Below are 23,420 nucleotides of genomic sequence, written 5' to 3'. Positions count from 1 at the left end.
TCAAGTGCAACTTGCCTTGATGGGTTTTTTTAGTGTTTCTTGTACTTAAGTCTTCTCATCTTAACAGACTTCGTATATGATTACTTAGGGTAGCGAAATAAGAACGGGTATAGGTGAGGGCAGATGGCTCAATTTGCAAAAGAATGGTCGAGTAAATTAAAAGGCTATAACAAAAATATTCGTCTATTCCTGATAGCGTCTTTTTTGCTTAATGTAGGAATGGGCATTTTTATGGTAATTTATAATTATTATATTCGTGAGTTGGGTTTTTCGGATGATGTGAATGGACGCGTGATCGCAATGCAAGCCACAGCAACAGCTATTGCACTTCTGCCAGTTGGACTCTTAAGTGATCGGCTTGGTCGAAAGCGGTTAATTGTCATAGGTTCTGTGGCGGTTATGCTTAGCTTAATTTTAAGAAGCATTGGCATTGCAGAGGACTTATTGATAATAGGAGCCTTTGTCACAGGATTTTTTATGGCTTTTATTCAAGTCACGGCTATTCCACTTCTTGCTGAGAATTCAAGGGAATCTGAGAGAGTACATCTATTTAGTCTAAATGCAGCATTTATGATGGCGGCAAATGTTATCGGAAATTTGCTTGGGTGGTGTGATGACAGATGCCCTACATAGCCTGTTTCAGATAACGATGCTTAATAGCGTGAGGTTTACATTATTAGTAGGTGTATTCATTGTCTGCATTGGGTTATTACCACTTTTCAAAATCAAAGAAGAACGAAAGGTACAAACGATTCAAACGAGACGACTGTCAGGCTTTAAGCAATTAGCTGAGAAAAAAGATTCTTTAAAATTAATTCTTCTATTTGCTATTGCTAGCATCTTAATTGGGTTTGGATCAGGCTTGGTAATCCCGTATCTTAACCTTTATTTCACGGATCGCTTTGACATTAGTTATTCTTTAGTAGGTATCATTCTTGCGTTAGGACAGGCGATGACGGCAGTTGCCTTACTAATCGGTCCGAGTGTTGTTAAGCGGTTTGGAGAGGTAAGGGCAGTGGTCATTTTACAGCTTGGTTCTCTGCCATTCCTTCTATTATCTGCTTACACCGAAATTCTATGGCTAGCAGTGATTGGATTCCTGTTTAGACAAGCGTTAATGAATGCAGGAAACCCTATTCATTCTGCCCTGATGATGCGTTTGGTTGATCCATCTATGAGAGGACTTGCCAACTCACTTGGTCAAATGGTTTTCCAATTAGGTTGGGCAGTAATGGGACCTGTCTCAATGGGAATTGTGTTGGCATATGGTTCGTACACTGGCTACGCGATTGTTTTTTCGATTACAGCTTGTCTGTATTTAATCGGGTCCATTTATTTCTATTTTGTATTTGGAAGACGTCAGAAAGATATTCCAGCACCACTAGTTGTTGAAAAGAATTGACCAAGCTACAATAGCATGCTATGATTTTCCCAACTTAGCATAAAATCTAACATAAAAATTTAATAACTCTTATCGAGAGTGGCGGAGGGACTGGCCCTTTGATGCCCGGCAACCACGGAACTGATTTCGGTTCTGCAGGTGCTAAATCCAAGCAAAGTGATGATTCACTTTGAAAGATGAGAGAGGGATTAATATAAACCTTCTGCTTATCTGCGGGAAGGTTTTTTTCTATATAGTTTAATAGAAAGTGAGGATTACAAAGTGATTGTATTAAAAGGATTACAAAAAATATTTGAGCTAAAAAGTGGAGCAGTGACGGCTGTAGATGGAATTGATTTGACCATTGAAAAAGGCGGGATTTTTGGCATCATCGGATATAGTGGTGCGGGAAAAAGTACACTGATTCGCATGCTAAATATGTTAGAGCGCCCGACTAGTGGAGAGGTCAAAATAGATGGACGAGACATTTCTAAATTAACAACTAAAGAATTACGAAAATCACGCCAGGAAATGGGTATGATTTTTCAACATTTTAATTTATTATGGTCGCGCACTGTATATGACAATATTGCCTTCCCTCTTGAGATTGCTGGTGTGAAAGGTGAGCAACGAGACAAGCGAGTTAAAGAATTGATTCAGCTAGTTGGACTAGAGGGTCGTGACAAAAGCTATCCTTCACAACTGAGTGGTGGACAAAAGCAACGGGTAGGGATTGCAAGGGCATTAGCCAATAATCCAAAGGTGTTGTTATGTGATGAAGCCACATCTGCTCTGGACCCTAAAACAACTGAGTCGATCCTAGACCTTTTAGTTGATATCAATAAAAAACTAAACCTTACCATTGTGCTTATTACACATGAAATGCATGTCATCCGTAAAATTTGTTCAGAGGTAGCGGTTATGGATAATGGTCAGATCGTAGAAAAAGGACCAGTCCTAGATGTATTCCGTCAGCCTAAAGAAGAGATGACAAAAGAATTCTTAAAACAAATTACAGAGCAGGATGATACGGAAGAGACAATCCAGGAGATTCTAAGTGAAGCGGGATCAGGAGATGTTGTTCAGCTCACTTTTTCTGGTACAAGTGCAGAGCGTCCTTTGATCTCTGAATTAATCCGTACCTTCCAAATTGATGTATCGATTCTTCACGGGAAAATTACCAAGGTTCGAGGTGGATCTTACGGTACATTATTTATTCAAATCACAGGTGATGAGTCGGAAAAGAAAAAAGCATTAGATTTTATTATGACCAAAGAGGTTGAAGCGGAGGTGTTACGCCGTGCTTGAGACACTATTTCCTAAAGTTAGTTGGGATCGAATGTGGGATGCAACAGTTGAAACTCTCTATATGACGGGAATTTCACTAATTGCCACATTTATTCTTGGTATTCTACTCGGTTTACTGTTATATTTAACTGGTAGGGGAAATCTATGGGCGAATAGACCGGTAAATGCGGTCATTGCAGCCTATGTGAATATTACACGATCGATCCCATTTGTTATTTTGTTAATTCTCATTATTCCTTTAACCAAATTTCTTGTTGGGACCTTTCTAGGTCCAACTGCAGCACTGCCTGCGTTAATCATAGGGGCTGCTCCATTTTATGCACGGATGGTTGAAATCGCACTGCGTGAAATTGACCGTGGGGTTGTGGAAGCTGCGCAATCAATGGGAGCTTCTTCTACAACAATTATCTTTAAAGTGTTATTACCAGAGTCAACACCTGCACTTATTTCAGGGATTACAGTCACTACAATTGCGATGATTGGTTATACAGCAATGGCTGGTATTGTAGGTGGCGGTGGTCTTGGAACACTTGCTTATCAAGAAGGGTTCCAGAGAGGGAATAGCGATGTAACCTTGGTGGCAACAATCGTAATTCTACTGGTTGTATTTATCGTCCAGTGGATCGGCGATTTTTTCACATATATTACAGACAAACGATAAAAAGAGATGGGGGAAAGAGACATGAAAAAATTCTTAGGTACGCTTGGAACGGCAGGTCTTGTACTAGCACTAGCAGCTTGCGGGACATCAGGTGATGAAGACAGCAACAACGGTGACACTGGTAGTACTACAGGCGGGGACACACCTGCTGAAGAGGAAACAACAACCCTTAAGATTAGTGCGTCAAACACACCTCATGCTGAAATTCTTGAGGAAGCAGCTAGTACATTAGAAGAAGAAGGAATTGAGCTAGACATTGTTGTCGCTCAAGACTATGTCATCCCTAACATTGCTTTAGATGGCGAAGAAGTGGACGCGAACTTCTTTCAACATCAGCCTTATCTAGATCAACAAACAGAAGAGTTTGGCTATGACTTTGCAGTAGCTGGAGCTATTCACATCGAACCTTACGCATTGTATTCGTCTCAATATGACAGTGTGGATGAGATTCCTGATGGCGGTACGATTATTTTCAGTAATAACGTGGCTGAAGAAGGACGTGCTCTTCATTTGCTAGCTCAAGAGAACCTTATTACACTTGCAGATGGCGTTGGTTATGAAGCGACACTAGATGATATTGAAGAAAACCCGAAAAATCTTGAGTTTGTGAACAATGTTGATCCTGCATTGCTTCCTCAGGCGTACGAAAACAACGAAGGAGACGCAATCATTATTAATGCAAACTATGCACTTGAGATTGATCTTAATCCTACAGATGATGGTTTAATCACTGAGTCAGGTGATTCTGATAATCCATTTGCCAACTTAATCGTTGTTCGTGCTGGTGAAGAAGATCGTGAGGATATTCAAAAGTTAGTTGAGGTTCTTCACTCTGAAGAAATCACAAACTTTATTAATGAAAACTATGAAGGTGCGGTTGTACCAGTAACAGAATAGCAACATAACAACATGTAGCACACCAAATTAGGTGTGCTATTTTTTTCGCATAACTCCTTATAAATAAGCTCATACTACTGGCATACTAAGCTAAGTAGAAGGGGTTTGAGAGAGATGGATCAACAGCAATCCCAGCAAGATAATACAATACAAGAGGCACTTCATACGTACAAAGAGGGATTACAATCCTTTACACAGAAACTGCCTCATATTGCGAAAAGTTATAATAAATTTACGGAAACGTGTTTTGAAGAGGGAACTTTAACGAAAAAAGGGAAACAGTTAATTGCTCTTGGAATAAGTGTCTATTCTCAAGACGAATACTGTATTATCTATCATACTAAAGGTTGTCTTGATCAAGGCTGTAGTGAGGACGAGATCCTTGAATCAGTAGGAGTGGCAGCAGCATTTGGTGGTGGGGCAGCGATGAGCCAAGGGGTTACATTGGTGCAAGAAGCCATTCAGAAGCTGAAAAGTCCTGGTTCAGACAAAGCTTTTCAATAAGTGAATACATGTTCTAGCAACGCCCTTGGGTGTTGCTTCTTTTTTTGTTACAATAGAGTTTCGCAATTAGGTTGCGTACCTTGAACTCAGGTTGGATTTGTTATAAGATTAGAATGAGAATAGAATGATAATAAGTAAAACGAATGGTCGCACATGGTAATTGCTGTGGGACATATAAATTGGAGGTAGTGAAAATGGCAGCATCACATTTAAAAATCGAGAATTTGAACGTATCAATAGAGGGAAAACACATTCTCAGAGACTTTAACCTAGAAGTTAAAGGTGGAGAAATTCACGCAATTATGGGACCAAACGGAACAGGTAAATCTACATTGGCTTCAGCTATTATGGGACATCCTAAATATGAAATCACAAGCGGTTCGATTCATATGGACGGGGAAGATGTTCTTGAAATGGAAGTAGACGAACGTGCACAAGCAGGTCTATTTCTAGCTATGCAATACCCAAGTGAAATCAGCGGGATCACAAATGCTGACTTCCTTCGCTCTGCTATTAACTCAGGACGCGAAGAAGGCGAAGAAATCTCTCTAATGAAATTTATCCGTAAAATGGATAAAAAGATGGACGTTCTTGATATGGATCAATCATTTTCACAACGTTACCTAAACGAAGGTTTCTCTGGTGGGGAGAAGAAGCGTAATGAAATTCTTCAACTGCTTATGCTTGAGCCGAAAATTGCGATCTTAGATGAGATTGACTCAGGTCTTGATATTGATGCACTTAAAGTTGTATCAACAGGTGTAAATGAAATGCGCAGCGAGGACTTTGGCTGTCTAATTATCACTCACTACCAACGTCTGTTGAACTACATTACTCCTGATAAAGTCCATGTGATGATGCAGGGACGTATCGTTAAGTCTGGTGGTCCAGAACTTGCAGAACGCTTAGAAGCAGAAGGATATGACTGGATCAAAACAGAGCTTGGTATTGAAGACGAGCGTGTAAATCAGGAAGCATAATAAAAAGTAGATCAACAATAAAGGGTGGGTATATATGCCAGTTGAGACAAACGTACAGGTTTGGCAGGATGCTGTTCAAACACTATCTAAAGAACTAAATGAACCAAAATGGCTACACGAACTACGTATGAACGCAGTGTCTCAGGTGGAAACACTTGAGCTTCCTAAGCCAGATAAAACGAAGATTGTTAAATGGAACTTCACATCTTTCACTCATGAATTAGTGGAAAATAAAATAGTAACATCTCTTGATGCACTTCCGGAAGGCATTCAATCTCTTGTTGAAAAAGATGTTGAAAATGTCATTGTTCAGGAAAATGGCGATACTACTTTCAGTAAGGTCTCTGAGGCACTTGCTAAACAAGGAGTGATCTTCACCGATCTGAAGACTGCTGTACAAGAACACAGCGACTTACTTCAAAAGTACCTTTTCAAAGATGTAGTAGATTCAACTGAGAATCGTTTGACTGCGATTAATGCAGCACTAATGGCTGGTGGGGTATTTGTATACGTTCCAAGAAACGTAGAAGTAGAACTACCGCTTCAAGCTGTATTTGCACAAAACCAAGCAGATGGCGGATTGTTTAATCATGTTGTTATTGTAGCTGAAGACAATAGCTCAGTAACGTATGTAGAGAACTATGCATCTACAGGTGAAAAAGCGTCACTTGCAAACATTATTGCTGAGGTTCATGTTGGTGCAAACGCACGTGTTTCCTTTGGTGCAGTTGATAATTTAGATGATCAAGTCACATCCTATATTGTACGTCGTGGACATGTTGCTCGTGACGGACGTTTAGAATGGGCACTTGGATTAATGAATAACGGAGACACAGTTTCTGAGAACTCTACACACCTAATTGGTGATGGTTCAACAGCAGATACTAAGTCGGTAACTGTTGGAACAGGGTCACAGAAGCAAAATATTACAACAACGGTTTACCATCATGGTAAGAACTCTGATGGACAGATCTTGAAGCATGGTGTCATGAAAGAAGCTGCTTCAGTTATTTTTAACGGTATTTCTAAAATTGAGCACGGCGCAACAAAATCAAACGGTGAGCAGACTGAACGTATTCTTATGCTTAGTGAGAAGGCAAGAGGGGATGCAAACCCAATCCTTCTAATTGATGAAGATGATGTAACAGCTGGTCACGCTGCATCCGTTGGCCGTATTGATCCACTTCAGATGTTCTATCTAATGAGCCGCGGTATTTCTCGCCATGAAGCAGAGCGTTTGGTTATCCATGGTTTCCTTGCACCAGTTGTGAATGAACTTCCAATCGAGTCCGTTAAAGAACGTTTACGTGAAGCGATTGAAAGGAAAGTTAAGTAATGAATGCCAAGGAAATCAAGAAGCTATTTCCGCTTCTTGATCAAAACGTCAACGGTAAACCGCTTGTTTACTTGGATAGCTCGGCTACGTCTCAAAAGCCTTATACGGTGATTGAGAAACTTGATGATTATTACCGTCGCTATAACTCGAATGTACACAGAGGGGTTCACACCCTTGGTACAATGGCAACTGATGAGTATGAAGGTGCCAGAGAAAAGGTTCGGTCTTTTATTGGTGCAGAGTCAACCCAGGAAGTGATCTTCACTCGGGGTACAACGACGGCAATTAACATGGTTGCTTCAAGCTATGGAAAAGCAAACCTAGCTGAAGGTGACGAAATTGTCATTACACCAATGGAGCATCATAGTAATATCATTCCGTGGCAGCAAGTAGCTAAGGCAACTGGTGCAACTCTTAAGTACCTAACCTTACTTGAGGATGGAACTATTGATATGGCTGAGGCACAAACCATTATTACATCGAATACAAAGATTGTTTCTGTTATGCAGGTATCCAACGTTCTTGGAACGATTAATCCTGTAAAGGAACTTGCGCAGCTTGCTCATAAAAATGGAGCTGTCATGGTCGTTGATGGAGCACAAAGTGCACCTCACATCAAAATTGATGTCCAAGATTTGGATTGCGATTTCTTCGCCTTTTCAGGACATAAACTTGGTGGACCTACAGGAATCGGTGTATTATATGGGAAGAAGCATTTGCTCGAGAACATGGAACCATTTGAATTTGGCGGAGAGATGATTGACTTTGTTGGTCTATATGAATCAACATGGAAAGAGTTGCCGTGGAAATTTGAAGGTGGGACCCCTATCATTGCAGGGGCAATTGGACTAGGAGCAGCGATTGATTTTATACAGGATCTAGGTTTCGATGCGATTGAGCAACACGAGCAGGAACTAGTGACATATAGTTTTGAACGTTTGACAGAAATTGAAGGACTAACGATCTTTGGCCCTAAAAAACGGGCAGGAGTGGTGACGTTCCAGCTTGGATGATATTCATCCGCATGATGTAGCGACTGTACTTGATGCAGAAGGTATAGCAGTGCGGGCAGGACATCATTGTGCACAGCTCTTAATGAAATGGCTAAATGTAACGGCAACAGCACGTGCAAGCTATTATGTGTACAACACAGAGGAAGATATCGACGCCTTAAAAGATGGTCTAGTTAAAACAAAGGAGTATTTCGGTGATGTCTTCTCATAATCTCGACACGCTCTATCGGCAGGTTATTATGGATCACTACAAAAACCCGCGTAACCGTGGGGAGCTATCTAATGATACACTAACAGTGAACCTTAATAATCCAACCTGCGGAGACCGCGTTCAAATTCAAATGAAAATTGAAGATGGACAGGTAGAAACAGCCAAGTTTGAAGGTGAAGGCTGCTCCATCAGTCTGGCATCAGCATCAATGATGACTCAAGCTGTGAAAGGCTTGAAGGTTGAGGATGCTTTAAAAATGTCTGAGATTTTCTCAGATATGATGCTTGGCAAGGAATACGATGAAGACTTGTTTGATTTAGGTGATATTGAGGCGTTGCAGGGTGTAGCGAAATTCCCTGCACGAATCAAATGCGCGACACTTGCCTGGAAGGCAATGGAACAAGGGCTGAACGAGCAAGACAAATAAGCAAGTTGATTCTAAAGTAGGAGGGATTCACAATGGCAAAGAAAATGCCGGATATTGGTGAATATAAATATGGATTTTCGGACCGTGACGTATCGATTTTTCGTTCAGGACGTGGGTTGACGAAGGAAATCGTTGAAGAAATTTCAAGTATGAAGAATGAACCACAATGGATGCTTGATTTCCGCCTTAAGTCTCTTGAGTTATTTTACAAAATGCCTATGCCACAATGGGGCGGCGACTTATCAGAGTTAAACTTTGATGATATCACGTATTATGTAAAAGCTTCTGAGCAAACAGAACGTTCATGGGATGAAGTACCAGAAGAAATTAAAAACACATTTGATAAACTTGGTATTCCTGAAGCAGAGCAAAAGTATCTAGCTGGTGTATCTGCTCAGTACGAATCTGAGGTTGTTTATCACAATATGAAGCAAGAGCTTACGGATCTTGGGATCATTTTTAAAGATACAGATTCTGCTCTTCGCGAAAACGAAGATATCTTCAGAGAGCACTTTGGAAAAATTATCCCTCCAACGGATAATAAGTTCGCAGCACTAAACTCAGCCGTATGGTCTGGTGGATCATTTATCTATGTACCTAAAGGCGTTAAAACGGAAACACCTCTACAAGCGTATTTCCGTATAAACTCTGAGAACATGGGTCAATTTGAGCGTACGCTAATCATTGCGGATGAAGACAGTTCTGTACACTATGTAGAAGGTTGTACAGCACCTGTGTACACAACGAACTCTCTACACAGTGCCGTAGTAGAAATCATCGTTAAAGACAATGCTTACTGCCGTTACACAACAATCCAGAACTGGGCTCCAAACATCTTCAACCTCGTTACAAAACGTGCAGTTGCAGATGCAGGCGCTACAATGGAATGGGTTGATGGTAACATCGGTTCAAAATTAACAATGAAATACCCAGCAGTAATCATGCGTGGCGAAGGAGCAAAAGGTACAATCCTTTCAATCGCAATCGCTTGGTAAAGGACAGCACCAAGATGCAGGCGCAAAAGTAACACACCTTGCACCTAACTGTTCTTCAACCATTGTTTCAAAATCGATTTCAAAACACGGCGGTAAAGTAACTTATCGTGGAATCTGTCACTTCGGACGTCGCTCTGAAGGATCAAAATCCAAGATTGAGTGCGATACCCTGATCATGGATAACCAATCCACATCAGACACAATCCCGTACAACGAAATCTTAAACAATAACATCACACTCGAGCACGAAGCAACGGTATCAAAGGTATCAGAAGATCAACTCTTCTACCTAATGAGCCGCGGTATCTCTGAGCAAGAAGCAACAGAGATGATCGTCATGGGCTTCATCGAGCCATTCACAAAAGAACTTCCAATGGAATATGCAGTTGAGATGAACAGACTGATTAAGTTCGAAATGGAAGGTTCAATCGGGTAATAAGCTAAAACCTTTATTCATAAGGGGTTTGGATTGAATTAAATACGAGGATTTTGAAACGTGCCGATTTTATGCCGATTCAGATTACCTTTTAGTGTAGGAGGCGAACTTTTCTAGTTCGTCTTCTTCTATTTTTTTAGTGACATCTAAGTAAGTACTAGAGGTAATGTCTGTGGATTTATGTCCTAGTCTTTTCGATACATATAATAAGCTTGCACCTGCTTCTAAGAGTAATACAGCATGTGTGTGTCTAAATCCATGAGTACCTTTATACGAAACACCTGCACGTTTGCAGTGACCTTTAATGACTTCTCTAACCACAGATGGAGTTAAATAGTTACCCATAGAGTTTTGAAAAATTATTTCATCACTGTTTATTTTAAAAGTGTCGTATATAGAGCTTAATTTCTCTTGTAATGATTTAAACTGGCTTAATTCTAATACGAGGTCAGGATTCAAGCCGATAGTTCGATAACTAGATGTACTTTTTAGCGTCTTTAAGACAATTTGATTATTATTTCCTCTGCTTGTTTGTCTCTCCACAGTTACTTTTCCGTCATAGATATCTGACCATCTAAGAGCTAATGCTTCGCTTATCCTTAAACCAGTTTGACTTAAAAAATACATTAACATTCGATAGTAATTGTACTCGTTAAAACGTTGTGTCTTGTAACCATCCATGTAATCAAGTAACTGGTTTAACTCATTTAAACTAAAATATTTTATCTGCTTAGTTGATATCCTAGCAACTTTAGGAGGAGATAATTTGATGGCTTGGGCTTTTTTCTAATAATTCAATTTCGTGAACGGCATAATGAAATATACTTTTTAAGACAGAAAGATATCTTATTCTAGTGCCATAAGAATATTTAAGATCACCATTTGGTTTTTTAATCTCAGAATATTGATTTACCCATTTCTTGATATCTGTTCTCTTAATAAGCATGGCTTTTCTTCTTCCAAACTCGGGTAATATATGCAAACGAATTGCCATCTCGTATTGTTCATATGTTGAGCTTTCTAACTCTGTTTTCTTATGATTATTAAGCCAATCTAAAGCTAATTCTTCAAATAGAATATTTTTGTCCTTTATAGTATGTCCATAAAAAATCCTCTCTTCAACACGTCCCGCTTCGATCTCAGCTTCTTTTTTTTGCTTAAACGTTCCAATTGAGAATTCCTTACCTTCTTTTGATACCCGCGCTTGCCAACGACCGCTTTTAAGCTTTCTAAAGGTTGCCATATAAATCCTCTCCTTTTATAAGAATGTATGTTCGGTTTTTATAGAAAAATAAAAAGGTTATTTTCATCACTTCTGTTTAATTATGAGAGGCTCAAATGAAATGATAAATTGTTCGGTCTCATATGTTAAACCATATTTTTCTTTATACCTTATTAATGCTTCTACTAAAAATTCTTCTGTTACACCTAAGAATGATGCAAGCTCGTAGTTGTTTTTAATCCCGCTATTATAAGCTTTTATGATTTTCGAAATTGGAACTAACCTTTTATATGCCCAATTCCTAGCTTTTTTCTCCTGTTTGCGATTAATTAATTTTTTCTGATCTAATATGTTACCCGAAGAAGTATGATAATGACCAAGCTCCTCAGCAAGTATGCAAGTTTTTTCAACATTTGAATCTATATTCTGATTAATGAGCACAACTTTATCAGAATATAGTCCTTTTATTTTTTCTGACATAGGTTTCTCGTAGGTGTCTATTTCATGATGTTCAGTCTCCCTTAGTAGTTTTTCGTACATTTAATCACTCCTTGTTTTTATCTAAGCGTTTAATACGTACAAACTCCTTGAATTTTTCAATTTCTTTTAACTCATCTTCTGACCATTCATCACTATCATGGTGAGCAGCAATAGTATCTACTTCCTCATTTTCAATAGTTCCTAATAAATAATCTACAGTAACACCGAAGAAATTAGCTATGACTTTTAAAGTAGCATAATCAGGCTCACGTCGATTTTTCTCATAATGAGACAATGAAGCTCTAGTAATACCAATAGAATCAGCTAATTCCGCTTGTGTTAAATTTTTGCCTCTTCGTAAATGAGCTATTCTGTCGCCAAACTCCATTATACTAACCACCATTCTGTATCATTATTACCATTTTACAATACAGAACGTATCAATATAAATATTTGCTACAAAAAGTTTCTTGATATGTATTGACATGATACGATATGTATCTTATCATTGTAAACAGGTTGATACAAAACGTAGCAAAGTGAGGTGTTAAACATGTTGAACATTCAAGTTGATGAGCATGAGATTAGGGAGCTTTATTTAGAGAAATTAGAAGAGAAAATAAAATATGCAGATGTTGAATTAGTTTATTGGGATTCAGCAGAGTTAAAAAGAAGAACATGCTTAAGTTGGAATACCATACAAGAGAAATTTTTCTTTCACCCTGATTTTCCTAAATATAAGATCGGAGGTAAATGGATGTTTCCAGCTCAAGAAACAAAAAAATTTCTTTTGAAGTGGATAAGAGATGAAACTAAATAAAAGGAGTTACTTATGACTTTTCAAGAAATGCAATCTCTAATGAAGCAGGCAATACCTCTCGCTAAACAAATGGAGGGTGACTGGCAAGCTAGAATGAAATTGGCCTTACATAGTGTGAAGGTAGACCACTATATGAAACAGCCAATTTCAAAAAGAGTTATTCAGAAACTTCTAGAACACGGTGTTTCTTATAGAAGGATTTCTAAGAATTACAGAGTTGGAAGACAACAAATATCGGTATTTGAGGGTATGTACTGAGTGTGAAGCTAGACCACTTAAAGGATAGTTGAAGATACAAGAAAGGATTGTATGAACATTGATAACTACATATAGAAAGAAAGCGCACCTGACAAGTCAGATACGCTCCCTAATAAACCCTAGGAAAGTTTATTATAGCGTACTAAGTTAAACATGTCACGTCCGTGAGTATTAAGTGGACACAGCTAACACTTGTTGAAATGCTGTAGCAGGGACGAATATTCGTGCTGATGGTCATATCTCTGACCTACTAGGTCGCAAGGAAAGCGACTGATAAGCGCCATGATGGAATCAGAACCTGAGCGAATTTTTTTTATATAAATAAAACGGAAAATAGACGAAGAGAGCAAACAAAAACTAATCTAAAGAAAAGAGGAAATTATAATGAATTTTAAAAGTGGAATTGCGCCAATTTCTAAGGATACATTCGGAACATTAATTTTTATGGGTCTTGAAAGAGAAAAGTTTTATTTTGATCGTACTAAAGGTGAAAGAGGAGAAAGAACAGATATACTAGAAGCGAGAATTTATAACTTAGGTTCAAGTATTCAAAAAGGGCAAATTGAAGTGACGATCCCTGATTATATTGATTTGAAAGAATTTGAGTTTATGAGTGAGGTTGAATTGGTACATCCTCGTATTACAGCGAGAGCACAGGCAAACGGTAACTTTGCTAATGTTATTTATACATTAACAGCAGAGGACATTTTACCGGCAGGACAATCACAAAAAACAACCCTTGAAAAAAAACAACACGATACTAAAGAGCCGGTGGGAGCAGGAGCAGAGAAGAAATAGGGTAATTATAGCGTGCTAGATTAAGAGATCTAGTACGCTTTTATAATGATATAATTTATATCTTTTAACTGAGTCACCAAAAAAGATATGAGAGGGAGAGTACTGTCGTTCGGTTTGTTGAAACTTCCTCTCTTACTACTCGTAGATTAGACTGAGGTGATAAGATGAAAACTAAACTAATCTATAATCTTGATGATGGCAAAAATGAAATTAAAAAAATTGTTGAATTTGAACGGGAAATTTTTATTCCAGAAAAAGATGACGTGTTTTTGGTTAATGGTTGGGGTTATATAGTGAGTACACGTGAATTTGAATATAAAGATGAAATCTTAGAAATTAATGTGTATTGCTATCGTGAGAGTAAGCCAAGAGGTTAACTGAAGTTATACCTCCCACAGAATATTAACGTTATTACTTCAGAATGCTCCTATAAAGGAGCTATTTTTTTGAATAGGTTTATTATTTATGGTTATATCAACGTTTACTTTTAAACTTATTCATATTTAGGAATCAAGATTAGGGGGACAGAGTTAATGACTTTCAGAGATCGATTATGGAGATATCGTGGTCATAGAATTTTACCTCATATGAAAAATGGATTACGAAACGCAGGAATGATCATTTTCATACCAGTGTTCCTCGTTATTGGGTTCTTTTATTTTAAAGATCATTTTCCAGTATCGAATTGGACAGATATTTATGAGTATCAAGTGTTTCTGCAATATAAAGAATGGAATTGGTCACTCATTTTGAAAGGCATAGGCTTATCGATCTTTACAGGTTTACTTGCTGTTGGGATAGCGTATTTCTCATTACATGATACGTATAAAAGCATTTGGCATAGGCAAAAGATTACACGAATGTTTTATTCCAATCGGTTTGTAGAAGAGGAAAGGGTTCAAGGTGAATCTCAGTGGTCGGATAAAAAGGTGACAACAAATAAAATCACCTACTTTCCTAGAGCTTACTATAAGAAAAAGAAAGGTCATATCTACGTCAGACTGTCTATGGATATGAGTAGATTTCAAGATCGTTTTCTAAATGTCGGAAAAGACTTAGAGAATGGTCTTTTTTGTGATCTCGTAGATCGAGAAGTAGAAGAAAACTTTGTCGTGTTTAAGCTGTTATATGACGCTAGCAAAAAGCGTATCCCAATCCAAGAAGTAACTGTTCAAAATGGGTCAATGAAGCTCATGGATGGGGTCTATTGGTCGTTTGATAAACTTCCTCATATGTTAATAGCAGGGGGAACTGGTGGAGGTAAAACGTATTTTATCTTAACCATTATTCAATCCGTTCTAAAGTCGAATGCAGAAATTAAGATCCTTGATCCAAAGAATGCGGACTTAGCGGATTTAGAAGCGGTACTCCCTAAAGGGACGGTCTTTTCTAAATCGTCAGGTATTCTTATGACACTAAGAAAATCAGTTGAGGGTATGATGAAACGATCCGAAGACATGAAGAACATGCCGAATTATCGAACAGGTGAGAACTATGCCTATTTAGGATTGCCACCTGTGTTTATCTTCTTTGATGAATATGTGGCGTTTATGGATTTACTTGAAATGAAAGAGCGTAGTGAAGCTATGGGATACATGAAACAACTCGTCATGCTAGGTCGGCAGATGGGTTATTTTTTAGTGCTTGGAGCACAAAGACCTGACGCTAAGTATCTAGCGGATGGGATACGTGACCAGTTTAACTTTCGTGTCACGCTTGGAAGAATGTCCGAAACAGGCTATGGCATGATGTTTGGCGATACAGACAAAACGTTCATCAATAAGAATGTAAAAGGGCGTGGCTATGCCGATAGTGGGACATCAACCATTATGGAATTTTACAGCCCATTTGTCCCGAAAGGATATGATTTTATGAAAGAGATTGAGAAAGCGTCAGTTGTAGAGGTTGGCGCGTCGGCGACGGCAGTCGCCAGTGGCAACGTAGCGACAGCCTCGGAAACAAGCGTAGGGAATGAGCGCAGCGAGTGACCTACTGTAACAACCCCCCCTAGCTAACAGGGGGGTAGTAATTAAAAACAAGAAACAGAGGTGAACGGAGTGGAACATGAATTAACCGCTATGATGGATTACGTCAGGGTATCGTTCAAAACACACGATGTGGAATTGATTCTTGAAAAGGTGGTTCATCTAAAGAAAGCATATATGCAGGAATTAGATTCAGGCTTTTATGGTTACGTTGGTACGTTTCAACTCGATCAAATCAAAGTCTTCTATTCGAAGCCAGGTGATAGCCGAGGGATATTGGTAGAAATGTCAGGGAAAGGGTGCAGGCAATTTGAAACGTTTTTAAAGGCTCGGAACAAAACATGGTTCGATTTCTTTCAAGATTGCTTGAACTTGAATGGCAAGTTTAGTCGAGTTGATATTGCGATCGATGATCGGAAGACCTATTTCACGGTTCCTTATTTGCTTGAAAAGGTTCAGAATGGCGAAGCTATATCAAGGTTTAGGAAGTCTGATTTTAATGGGTCGGTCAGTATAAAGGATGGATCAAACGGAGGAACAACTTTATATTTCGGCTCGAAAAAGTCAGAAACGTACCTTTGTTTCTACGAGAAGAATTATGAACAGGCTGAAAAATACGACATACCGATTGAGGACATGGACGACTGGAATCGGTATGAATTACGAATGAAGAACGAACGGGCGCAAAAAGCCATTCTCTCTTTAATGAAAACCAATCAATTTTTAGATATCGCTATGCAGGTTGTGAATAACTATATTCGGTTTGCGGATAAAGACAAAGAGAAACCACGTTCTAAATGGGAAACGAGCCAATTTTGGCAAGACTTCATAGGCGACTTTGGTCGCTTAAGTCTGTTGATGAATCCCGAAGAAGAATTCTATGAAAAGACCAAGCGTTGGTTAGGTAATTCATGTGCGCCATCGATGAAGATGGTTCTTGAAGCGGATCAAGTGTTAGGTACAAATCAGCTATCGGATATGGTCACTAATGCTGAAATGACCAAGAAACAAGAAAAAATGCTTGATGTGTGGTTGGGGGAAGTCAAAGATATGGTACATGCCTAAGCCAAGGCTCCGTATATTGTATCTGTCAACGGTAAATGGCTGACTGAAACAGAGTGAAAGGAATTTAAGGAGTTGATAGAGTATCGGAAGTACACCCTCTTGGCCTAACAAAAAAACACTTTTTTTGTTCGCCTACCGGCTAGGGTCGCCCCCAAGATTGGGGGATGGGGGATGATAGTAACCTTTGGTCAAGCTAAATTAGCTTGCAGGTTTGGACAGCGTCCAAGGTATATCTTGGATTCTTTTGCTGTCTTTTCTAGAGAGGATTTTCAGAGAAAGATGTAGAACTTTTTTAGTTGAGAGCTCCAAATTAATTATTTCTTGTGTTTGATTTTTAATAAGCGAACTTCTAGGAGGAAATTCATATGACAAGTGAACAGGATGAATTATTAGTAGGTGGAAACGTATCAAGTGTTTACCGTTCTGGTAATACAGTACGTCGAAATCAAAATCATGATAGCAGTAAAATTCATAAGCTTTTACTCCATTTAGAAGATAAGGATTTTATTTATTCTCCAAAATTTATGGGTGTTGATGAGAATGGTAGAGAGGTATTAAGCTATATTGAAGGAGAAGCAGGAAATGATCCAGTTAAAGATTATATGCGGTCTAACCTAATCTTAAAAGAAATTGCAAATATGCTCCGATTATATCATGATTCGGTTTGTGACTTTGATTTGTTAAGCGATTGGGAACCGATGATAAATACACCTGATTTGAAAGAGGTTATTTGCCATAATGACTTTGCGTTGTACAATATTATATTTAAAGATGAAAGACCTGTAGGTATTATAGATTTCGATGTAGCTGCGCCTGGTCCAAGGTTGTGGGATATCGCATATACTCTATATACGTGTGTCCCTTTAAGTAGAATTACTTATAATGAGGAAGGCAATCATGTTTATTATGATCAGTCGGTCGATGCACCGAGAAAAAAAGAAAGAATTAATATCTTTTTTGAAGCTTATGGGCTCAAAGGAGTTGAGAAAGGATTATTTGAAATGGTCATTCTTAGAATTGAAGGGTTATGTCGCTATATTGTTGAAAAAGCAAATCACGGTAATATTGCTTTTCAGAAAATGATAAAAGAAGGGCACCTTGAACATTACAGGGAAGATGTCGAATTCTTACGTAATCATGGGAAAGAATTTATTTTGTGAGACTATATGACTGACCGATAAATCAGAATTTATTATGAGGACTGCCTTAGCAGTCCTTTTCTTTTTGAAGTTATAACTCTTTTCTTTCAAATTTATATTTTGTCTTCCTAAATTAAGGAGGTTATATCGTTGATAAGATCTATTTTTGCTTCCCTTTTACTCTTAGGTTTCTTGATAATCACTACTATTATAGCGTTTACTGTTATGTATGCCTCGATTAAAGAACAGGCAATTGGTAGGGGTATCATCAGTCTTATCATGATCTTTATTGTTTCAAGTATCTGCACATCCAATCTAATACGAATTAAGAGGATGAATGTATGATGTTCATTGAAGTGGTCAATGAATCTGTATTGAATGAATTATTGATCAGGAAGAATATCCAACGCCAATGGGAACTAATCTTCGATCAGTTGGCTGAATGTACACGCCACACTGAATTAGGAGAGTTATTACACGTTCATTTGGATGAATACAGTCGAGGGACAGAAGGGAGTTATGATTTCTATTTCACCGTACTCGAATTGAGAGAGGAAGGCGTAATTGAATTGTACTTTCAAAACTATTTAGTCGAACATTTTCCAAGAAACTAAATCGGAAAGGATGATTGCAGTATGAATAATGTTATTTTATTAAACCGTTCAAATTTAGAGGATCAACTGGACAGTCAAGGGATGCTAGAAGTTGCAGAACAATTAATAGAGAGGATGAAAGAACACGTTCAATATATCGCACAAGGTGTCTATGAACAGTTTGTCGTTGATGTGAAAATGGTTGTGGATAACGTGTTGAAAAACATTACTGCACACTTCATTGTTCATGAGGATGAAGACGAACAGTATCAGGAAGAATCAGAAGGACTAAAATATATACTGTTTCAAGACATAACCACTACAGATAAAGGATAGTGGTATTTTTTATGCTCACAAAATACAAAACCATGGATGAACACTTTTCAGCGTTAGGTTTCACAGTCGGTAAAGGATCAGTGGTCTATGTGAAAGAATTGAGCAAATTGACTATGTTAGTTGTTGAGGGTGAACGAAAAAGAGGGTATGCCACGTATCGGTATACCTTCTATAAAATGTCGTACCTACCGAATGGGGATCGTAAGCAAGAAAAAGTGTATTTAAAAGACGCTTCACCTAAGAAGGTGTTACAAAAGGTAACATCTTTTTTGATGTACATTAACAAAATGCCTAATGAAACGGAAAGTAGGTGATTGTATGAAAATCTTAGATCGATTTAAGAACCGAACGAAACAAATTAAAGTACCTAAAAAGCGAAAAAGTCCTATGAAAAAAGACCATTCGAAGCGAACAGCTTTAGTTGTATGGTCAATGCTTGCAACGATTGTCATCTTTTCAATCCTAACCGTTATGTTATCCGTGAATACTCGGTCAGGACTGAATACAACGAATGCGATGTTAAATCAAGAGAATGTAGAAGTAGAGGAAACCATGTCGCAGCCGTTAGCTGAACAATTTCTATCGGGTTTCATTCCAACCTACATCAACGTAACGAATACAAATGAAGCGATCGAAGAACGTAAACAGAATCTTAGAGAATACATGGTTCATTCGAATGATTTTCAAGATGAACGAAATGAGTTCTATCAATTGTCGAGTATTCAAGGAGATCGAGTGTTAAAAAGTTATTCGCTTTTTGATGTACAAGACAAAAAAGAAAATGAAAAGTTATTTCAGTACAAGGTTACGTTCACAAATCGCATTCACCATGAAAAAGAAGTGGAAATCGAACAAGAAGATAATGACGATGAAGACGAGGAAGACAGAGAGCCTGAAACCGAAATGGTGACAGAAACAGAGGAAACCGATCAAACCTTACTATTAAGCATTCCTGTTCAATCGCAAGAAAACCAATTTGCAGTATCAGGTGTGCCGTACTTCTCCGAAGTACCAACGGTGAAAGGATTAATTGAACAGGAAGAAGAAGAAAGAGCCGAAGCCTATACGGGGAAGGAACTTGAGCCGATCCATACGTTCTTAAATACCTTTTTTACTCGGTATGCGTCCGAGCCGAAAGAGGAATTAGCATACATGATGAAAGAGCCAACAAGTTTGAATGGAGCGTTTGAATTAGATGAACTCACAGATACCTATATTGTCCAACAAGAAGAAGGCTATCAAGTGTTCGTGACGGTGTTGTTTAGAGGTGTCGAAACGAATATTCCACATGTGGTGAACATGGAATTAGATCTCCAACGTCATGAAGGGAATTTCTTTATTGAAGCTATGCAATACCAATAAAACATAGGAGTGGTTGAAATGAAATTAACGGAACTAGTTGTATTAGCGAACTCCAGTGTACCAGATGATTTACCGACATTGAATGTGGTTGAGAATTGGGGATTGACTGTTATTCTTCAACTGATTAGTTTACTTGTTTTCTTTATGGTAGCGAAACACTTTGCTCGCTTTAAATTTGGTGGAATTGTCATGACCATGATTCTTGGTGGTGTTGTTACCTTTGTGGTTCAAAATTGGTCAAGAGTAAGTGCATGGGTGCAAGCCTTCATTGATACATTCTAAGGAGTGTGAATCGTATGCGGTACGTATTTAATTACCGAAAAGCCATGAGAGAACCGAAACAGGTTCAACAGTTAACAAAAGAATATAGCTTACCTGTTGCCTTTCAGTTGATTCATGTAATCAACTTTTTTTATTCTTCTTTTTAGTCTTAGGATTAGGCTTACTCATTCGTATGGGATTCCCCCATGCGTTTGGGAAAAGCTTTCTAATCTTCTTAATTGGTATCCCTATCGGTTTAACGGTTTTAGTGACCAAAATTAAACCCGAAGGGAAAAATCTTTATCTCTACTTTTTAGATGTCGCACGATACTACCTGCAAATTAAGTTACCGAAGAAACGGTTCTGCCAAGATCATGAGGTTCAATGGATGGACGAACCGCAAACATTTAAACCCTGTGTAAAGGTGGTGCAATCGAAGTATGAGTATGTTAAAAACACCGATGAAGACGCTACGGAAGAACTTACTATTGACGAAAACGGGCGACGTGTGGGGGTATTATCGAGTCAAGAGTCAATCCATTCCCATGCAAAATAAGAAAGTCGTTAACCGCTATAAAAAGAACTGGAAAGCGTACTTTGAAGAAGTGACGGAGTATAAAGATATCCACTTGATAATGTACCCACAAGATTATCAACTAGAAGAAAAATTTGATGATCTGAATGATGATCTAGCGGAGGATTCAAAAGAAATGGCAATGTATTACACCGAAGAAACCCAACGCATGTTGAATCAGCGATTAGGTAATGTCACGAAAAATGACTTCATCATCGGAGTTCGATTACGGTCTGATTTGGTCAACGTGGATGCTGATTTGAAAGAAAATATGATGTCTATGTTTTCAACAGCGACAGACACCATCATTAATTTATTAGGGTGGGAACAGGACGTATCCGAATCATTTTTTAACCAATTCAAAGAAGCTGAAGAAACCATGGCAAACGTGATGATGATGGTAGGGGGCGTGAGACTGTCAGAACAAGAATTAATCTATGTGAATCGGTATAACTTTATTCGAGGGATCGACCATCAGGTCGATGAAGAAATGGACAAAACAAGTGTGAATGCCATTACGGACGCATTGATTGATCCAACCTCTACGGGTGTTTTAAAACTGAATGGTGAATTTGATGAAGCTTATGCGTCCTTTGTGGTTGTTGACGAATTTCGACATAACATGGCTGAAAGTGAATTGTTTTATGAAGCGCAAACCCTACCGTTTCCCGTAGAAGTGCAAATGAAAATTCAAGCCGAAGGTAAATCAAAAACGAAGATGGATTTAAACATGAAGAATCAACAACTAAAAGAAACGAGTAATGAACAGAATCAGGTGGGAGAAGAAACGGATTCATCCGTCAGTACCAGTGCATATCTAGTCAAGCATTTAAGGGATGAAATTAAGAATGATGATGTGAACATGATGAACTGGTTATCTGTGATTGTCGTTACAGGGGAGAGTAAAAAAGAATGTAAGAACCGAGCAAAATTAGTGATCCGTCACATGAAGTCAGCAGGAATTACGTGCCGATTACCTGTAGCGGATCAACTACCGTTATTCTATAAATTTCTACCAGGGGAGCGACTGGACGCAACGAGCCGAAATTGGATACAGAAGACGACACAAGATGGATTAGCCGAAGGCTTATTTGGTGTCACAGCTGACATCGGTTCAAAAGTTGGCTTCTTCATCGGATGGATTGATCCATTCGCCAAACATACGGACTTATCAAGTGCCATTCATTCAAGCCGTTTTCCTGTCCTCTATCATATGTTTCTAGCCAATCAACAATTAAGAGGATCAAAAACCCGATCGCCACATGTACTCATCACAGGTGACACGGGAACAGGGAAATCGTTTCTAGCGAAACTTTTATTCTTATATGTGAGTATGTTGAATGTCCGCTCTCTCTACATTGATCCGAAAAAAGAGTTGAGAAAATGGATCAATAAGGTAATGAAAAATCCGCAAGTTCAAAAAGACTATCCTCTATTTGCGGAACACCTTGAACGGTTTCACTTCACCACATTGGATTCAGAGAATGAAGAGAATTGGGGGTCGCTTGATCCGATTGTCTTCCTTCCCCCTATGCAAGCCAAAGAAATGGTACAGGTCATTTTCTCCCAAGTCTATGACTTTAAAGGGAAAGACGATATTTATACTGCGTTTCTACAAGCGATAGCCAAAGTCATTGAACAGAAACAACAAGGCGAAGAAGTCGGTTCAATGCAGATTATTGAACTCATGAGAGAACATGAAGAATCTGTCGTGAAGAAAGCAGGAGATTTTCTTCATGAGGTCGTGGCTGATAGCATTCTAAAATTATGTGTTCATGATGGATCAAATGAAGCTTTGTCGCTGACAGATCGTATTAACATCATCGAGGTTGAACACTTGGATTTACCTGACGCAACCGATCCTATCGAAAGCTACACCAACTCACAATTAAAATCGAGTGCCGTGATGTTTGCGCTTGGTAAGTTTTGTGAGTTATTCGGCATGGATAAAAGTGAACGAACGATTGAATTTATTGATGAAGCATGGGTCTTTACATCAAGTAAGCAAGGAAAAAAAGTCGAGAAGCAAATGAGACGAGTAGGACGAAGTTATGAAAATGCGCTTGTATTGATTACTCAAACAACAAAAGACGCATTGAGTGAGGAAGAATCAGGTAATTTCGGTGTTGCATTCGCTTTTGATGAACCGAATGAACGTGAAGACGTATTGAAATGGATGAACATGGAGCCGAGTGAGGAAAACGTGGAGATGATGGATAACATGTTTCAAGGTCAATGCCTATTTAAAGATTACTACGGACGCACAGCGAAAATCAGCATTGAATGTCTGTTTGAAGAATGGCAGGGCGCATTAGAGACGGTCGAAAAATCCAAAGTAGCCGTTGCTGAGGAAAAATATCTATAGAAATGAGGTGGAT

28 protein-coding genes, 3 pseudogenes and 1 riboswitch are annotated in these 23,420 nt (G+C 38.6%); of the genes and pseudogenes, 27 read left to right on the top strand and 4 right to left on the bottom strand.

The genetic code is table 11. The features are described 5' to 3' along the window. The first annotated feature begins 123 nt into the window (after positions 1 to 123). From NDM98_RS23940 to sufB, 11 genes and pseudogenes are all read left to right on the top strand, one after another. Positions 124 to 633, top strand: a complete 510-nt coding sequence (locus NDM98_RS23940) for an MFS transporter (RefSeq protein ID WP_307728741.1) — start codon at positions 124 to 126, stop codon at positions 631 to 633. Beyond that, positions 584 to 1,402, top strand: a complete 819-nt coding sequence (locus NDM98_RS23935; protein WP_307728740.1) for an MFS transporter — start codon at positions 584 to 586, stop codon at positions 1,400 to 1,402. Before NDM98_RS23940 ends, NDM98_RS23935 begins: the two co-directional genes overlap by 50 nt. A gap of 66 nt (positions 1,403 to 1,468) precedes the next feature. Continuing rightward, a riboswitch (SAM riboswitch) is annotated at positions 1,469 to 1,585 on the top strand. Positions 1,586 to 1,663: 78 nt separating this feature from the next. Then, positions 1,664 to 2,689, top strand: a complete 1,026-nt coding sequence (locus tag NDM98_RS08485; RefSeq protein ID WP_251606330.1) for a methionine ABC transporter ATP-binding protein — start codon at positions 1,664 to 1,666, stop codon at positions 2,687 to 2,689. Then, positions 2,682 to 3,350 (top strand): methionine ABC transporter permease, encoded by a 669-nt coding sequence (locus NDM98_RS08480; RefSeq protein WP_308807696.1) that lies wholly within the window; start codon positions 2,682 to 2,684, stop codon positions 3,348 to 3,350. Before NDM98_RS08485 ends, NDM98_RS08480 begins: the two co-directional genes overlap by 8 nt. A gap of 21 nt (positions 3,351 to 3,371) precedes the next feature. Then, positions 3,372 to 4,247, top strand: coding sequence for a MetQ/NlpA family ABC transporter substrate-binding protein (locus tag NDM98_RS08475; protein WP_251606326.1), 876 nt, complete (start codon positions 3,372 to 3,374; stop codon positions 4,245 to 4,247). A gap of 114 nt (positions 4,248 to 4,361) precedes the next feature. Then, positions 4,362 to 4,751, top strand: a complete 390-nt coding sequence (locus NDM98_RS08470) for a carboxymuconolactone decarboxylase family protein (RefSeq protein WP_251606323.1) — start codon at positions 4,362 to 4,364, stop codon at positions 4,749 to 4,751. 194 nt (positions 4,752 to 4,945) lie between these two features. Continuing rightward, positions 4,946 to 5,731 (top strand): Fe-S cluster assembly ATPase SufC, encoded by a 786-nt coding sequence (sufC, locus tag NDM98_RS08465; RefSeq protein WP_251606320.1) that lies wholly within the window; start codon positions 4,946 to 4,948, stop codon positions 5,729 to 5,731. Between the two features lie 34 nt (positions 5,732 to 5,765). Continuing rightward, positions 5,766 to 7,067 carry a Fe-S cluster assembly protein SufD gene (sufD, locus tag NDM98_RS08460; protein WP_251606317.1) on the top strand — a complete coding sequence of 434 codons (1,302 nt, stop codon included), beginning with the start codon at positions 5,766 to 5,768 and terminating at the stop codon, positions 7,065 to 7,067. Continuing rightward, positions 7,067 to 8,291: pseudogene (locus NDM98_RS08455) on the top strand (cysteine desulfurase). Before sufD ends, NDM98_RS08455 begins: the two are co-directional and overlap by 1 nt. Continuing rightward, positions 8,278 to 8,718 carry a Fe-S cluster assembly sulfur transfer protein SufU gene (sufU, locus tag NDM98_RS08450; protein WP_251606314.1) on the top strand — a complete coding sequence of 147 codons (441 nt, stop codon included), beginning with the start codon at positions 8,278 to 8,280 and terminating at the stop codon, positions 8,716 to 8,718. Before NDM98_RS08455 ends, sufU begins: the two are co-directional and overlap by 14 nt. A gap of 32 nt (positions 8,719 to 8,750) precedes the next feature. Beyond that, positions 8,751 to 10,149: pseudogene (gene sufB / locus NDM98_RS08445) on the top strand (Fe-S cluster assembly protein SufB). Positions 10,150 to 10,233: 84 nt separating this feature from the next. Here sufB and NDM98_RS08440 read toward each other — a convergent pair. The 4 genes from NDM98_RS08440 to NDM98_RS08425 all read right to left on the bottom strand — a co-directional run bounded on the left by NDM98_RS08440 (position 10,234) and on the right by NDM98_RS08425 (position 12,239). Next, the gene (locus tag NDM98_RS08440) at positions 10,234 to 10,830 is read right to left on the bottom strand and encodes a site-specific integrase (RefSeq protein WP_251606311.1); all 597 of its coding nucleotides are present in this window, start codon (positions 10,828 to 10,830) and stop codon (positions 10,234 to 10,236) included. 70 nt (positions 10,831 to 10,900) lie between these two features. Beyond that, positions 10,901 to 11,392 carry an N-terminal phage integrase SAM-like domain-containing protein gene (locus NDM98_RS08435; protein ID WP_251606308.1) on the bottom strand — a complete coding sequence of 164 codons (492 nt, stop codon included), beginning with the start codon at positions 11,390 to 11,392 and terminating at the stop codon, positions 10,901 to 10,903. Positions 11,393 to 11,458: 66 nt separating this feature from the next. Further along, positions 11,459 to 11,911, bottom strand: coding sequence for an ImmA/IrrE family metallo-endopeptidase (locus NDM98_RS08430; RefSeq protein ID WP_251606306.1), 453 nt, complete (start codon positions 11,909 to 11,911; stop codon positions 11,459 to 11,461). 4 nt (positions 11,912 to 11,915) lie between these two features. Next, a complete protein-coding gene (locus NDM98_RS08425) occupies positions 11,916 to 12,239 on the bottom strand; it encodes a helix-turn-helix domain-containing protein (RefSeq protein ID WP_251606303.1) in 324 nt (107 codons plus the stop codon). A gap of 165 nt (positions 12,240 to 12,404) precedes the next feature. Between NDM98_RS08425 and NDM98_RS08420 the strand changes: the two genes are divergently transcribed. The 16 genes and pseudogenes from NDM98_RS08420 to NDM98_RS08350 all read left to right on the top strand — a co-directional run bounded on the left by NDM98_RS08420 (position 12,405) and on the right by NDM98_RS08350 (position 23,407). Beyond that, positions 12,405 to 12,671, top strand: coding sequence for a DUF771 domain-containing protein (locus NDM98_RS08420; RefSeq protein WP_251606298.1), 267 nt, complete (start codon positions 12,405 to 12,407; stop codon positions 12,669 to 12,671). A gap of 12 nt (positions 12,672 to 12,683) precedes the next feature. Further along, positions 12,684 to 12,929: a hypothetical protein gene (locus tag NDM98_RS08415; protein WP_251606295.1), complete on the top strand. Its 246-nt coding sequence runs from the start codon at positions 12,684 to 12,686 to the stop codon at positions 12,927 to 12,929. A 384-nt stretch (positions 12,930 to 13,313) separates the two neighbouring features. Then, entirely contained in the window at positions 13,314 to 13,727 is a 414-nt protein-coding gene (locus NDM98_RS08410) for a DUF961 family protein (protein WP_251606292.1), read from the top strand. 164 nt (positions 13,728 to 13,891) lie between these two features. Further along, complete coding sequence (locus tag NDM98_RS08405; protein WP_251606289.1) at positions 13,892 to 14,104, top strand: hypothetical protein; 213 nt, start codon at positions 13,892 to 13,894, stop codon at positions 14,102 to 14,104. Between the two features lie 156 nt (positions 14,105 to 14,260). Next, positions 14,261 to 15,715, top strand: a complete 1,455-nt coding sequence (locus tag NDM98_RS08400) for an FtsK/SpoIIIE domain-containing protein (protein WP_251606286.1) — start codon at positions 14,261 to 14,263, stop codon at positions 15,713 to 15,715. Positions 15,716 to 15,755: 40 nt separating this feature from the next. Beyond that, positions 15,756 to 16,777: pseudogene (locus NDM98_RS08395) on the top strand (replication initiation factor domain-containing protein). Between the two features lie 365 nt (positions 16,778 to 17,142). Next, positions 17,143 to 17,937, top strand: coding sequence for a phosphotransferase (locus tag NDM98_RS08390; RefSeq protein ID WP_251606282.1), 795 nt, complete (start codon positions 17,143 to 17,145; stop codon positions 17,935 to 17,937). 129 nt (positions 17,938 to 18,066) lie between these two features. Continuing rightward, positions 18,067 to 18,261 carry a hypothetical protein gene (locus NDM98_RS08385; RefSeq protein WP_251606279.1) on the top strand — a complete coding sequence of 65 codons (195 nt, stop codon included), beginning with the start codon at positions 18,067 to 18,069 and terminating at the stop codon, positions 18,259 to 18,261. After that, positions 18,258 to 18,530, top strand: coding sequence for a hypothetical protein (locus tag NDM98_RS08380; RefSeq protein WP_251606276.1), 273 nt, complete (start codon positions 18,258 to 18,260; stop codon positions 18,528 to 18,530). The genes NDM98_RS08385 and NDM98_RS08380 overlap by 4 nt, the downstream gene beginning before the upstream one ends. A 21-nt stretch (positions 18,531 to 18,551) precedes the next feature. Continuing rightward, a complete protein-coding gene (locus NDM98_RS08375; RefSeq protein WP_251606273.1) occupies positions 18,552 to 18,845 on the top strand; it encodes a hypothetical protein in 294 nt (97 codons plus the stop codon). A gap of 11 nt (positions 18,846 to 18,856) precedes the next feature. Next, positions 18,857 to 19,159 carry a hypothetical protein gene (locus NDM98_RS08370; protein ID WP_251606270.1) on the top strand — a complete coding sequence of 101 codons (303 nt, stop codon included), beginning with the start codon at positions 18,857 to 18,859 and terminating at the stop codon, positions 19,157 to 19,159. A 4-nt stretch (positions 19,160 to 19,163) separates the two neighbouring features. Continuing rightward, complete coding sequence (locus NDM98_RS08365; RefSeq protein ID WP_251606267.1) at positions 19,164 to 20,207, top strand: conjugal transfer protein; 1,044 nt, start codon at positions 19,164 to 19,166, stop codon at positions 20,205 to 20,207. 18 nt (positions 20,208 to 20,225) lie between these two features. Further along, entirely contained in the window at positions 20,226 to 20,489 is a 264-nt protein-coding gene (locus NDM98_RS08360) for a hypothetical protein (protein ID WP_251606264.1), read from the top strand. Between the two features lie 14 nt (positions 20,490 to 20,503). Then, on the top strand, positions 20,504 to 20,635 hold the full coding sequence (locus NDM98_RS23445; protein ID WP_285803902.1) for a hypothetical protein: 132 nt from the start codon (positions 20,504 to 20,506) through the stop codon (positions 20,633 to 20,635). Positions 20,636 to 20,655: 20 nt separating this feature from the next. After that, positions 20,656 to 21,024, top strand: a complete 369-nt coding sequence (locus tag NDM98_RS08355; RefSeq protein WP_308807737.1) for a TcpE family conjugal transfer membrane protein — start codon at positions 20,656 to 20,658, stop codon at positions 21,022 to 21,024. Beyond that, on the top strand, positions 20,909 to 23,407 hold the full coding sequence (locus tag NDM98_RS08350; protein WP_506324396.1) for an ATP-binding protein: 2,499 nt from the start codon (positions 20,909 to 20,911) through the stop codon (positions 23,405 to 23,407). The genes NDM98_RS08355 and NDM98_RS08350 overlap by 116 nt, the downstream gene beginning before the upstream one ends. The last annotated feature ends 13 nt before the right edge of the window (positions 23,408 to 23,420 follow it).

Origin of the sequence: Alkalicoccobacillus plakortidis, from assembly GCF_023703085.1 — a bacterium.
Taxonomy (GTDB): Bacteria; Bacillota; Bacilli; order Bacillales; family Bacillaceae_D; genus Alkalicoccobacillus; species Alkalicoccobacillus plakortidis.
Note: the sequence above shows the minus strand (reverse complement) of the source record. Positions and strands in the feature narration are given on the sequence as shown.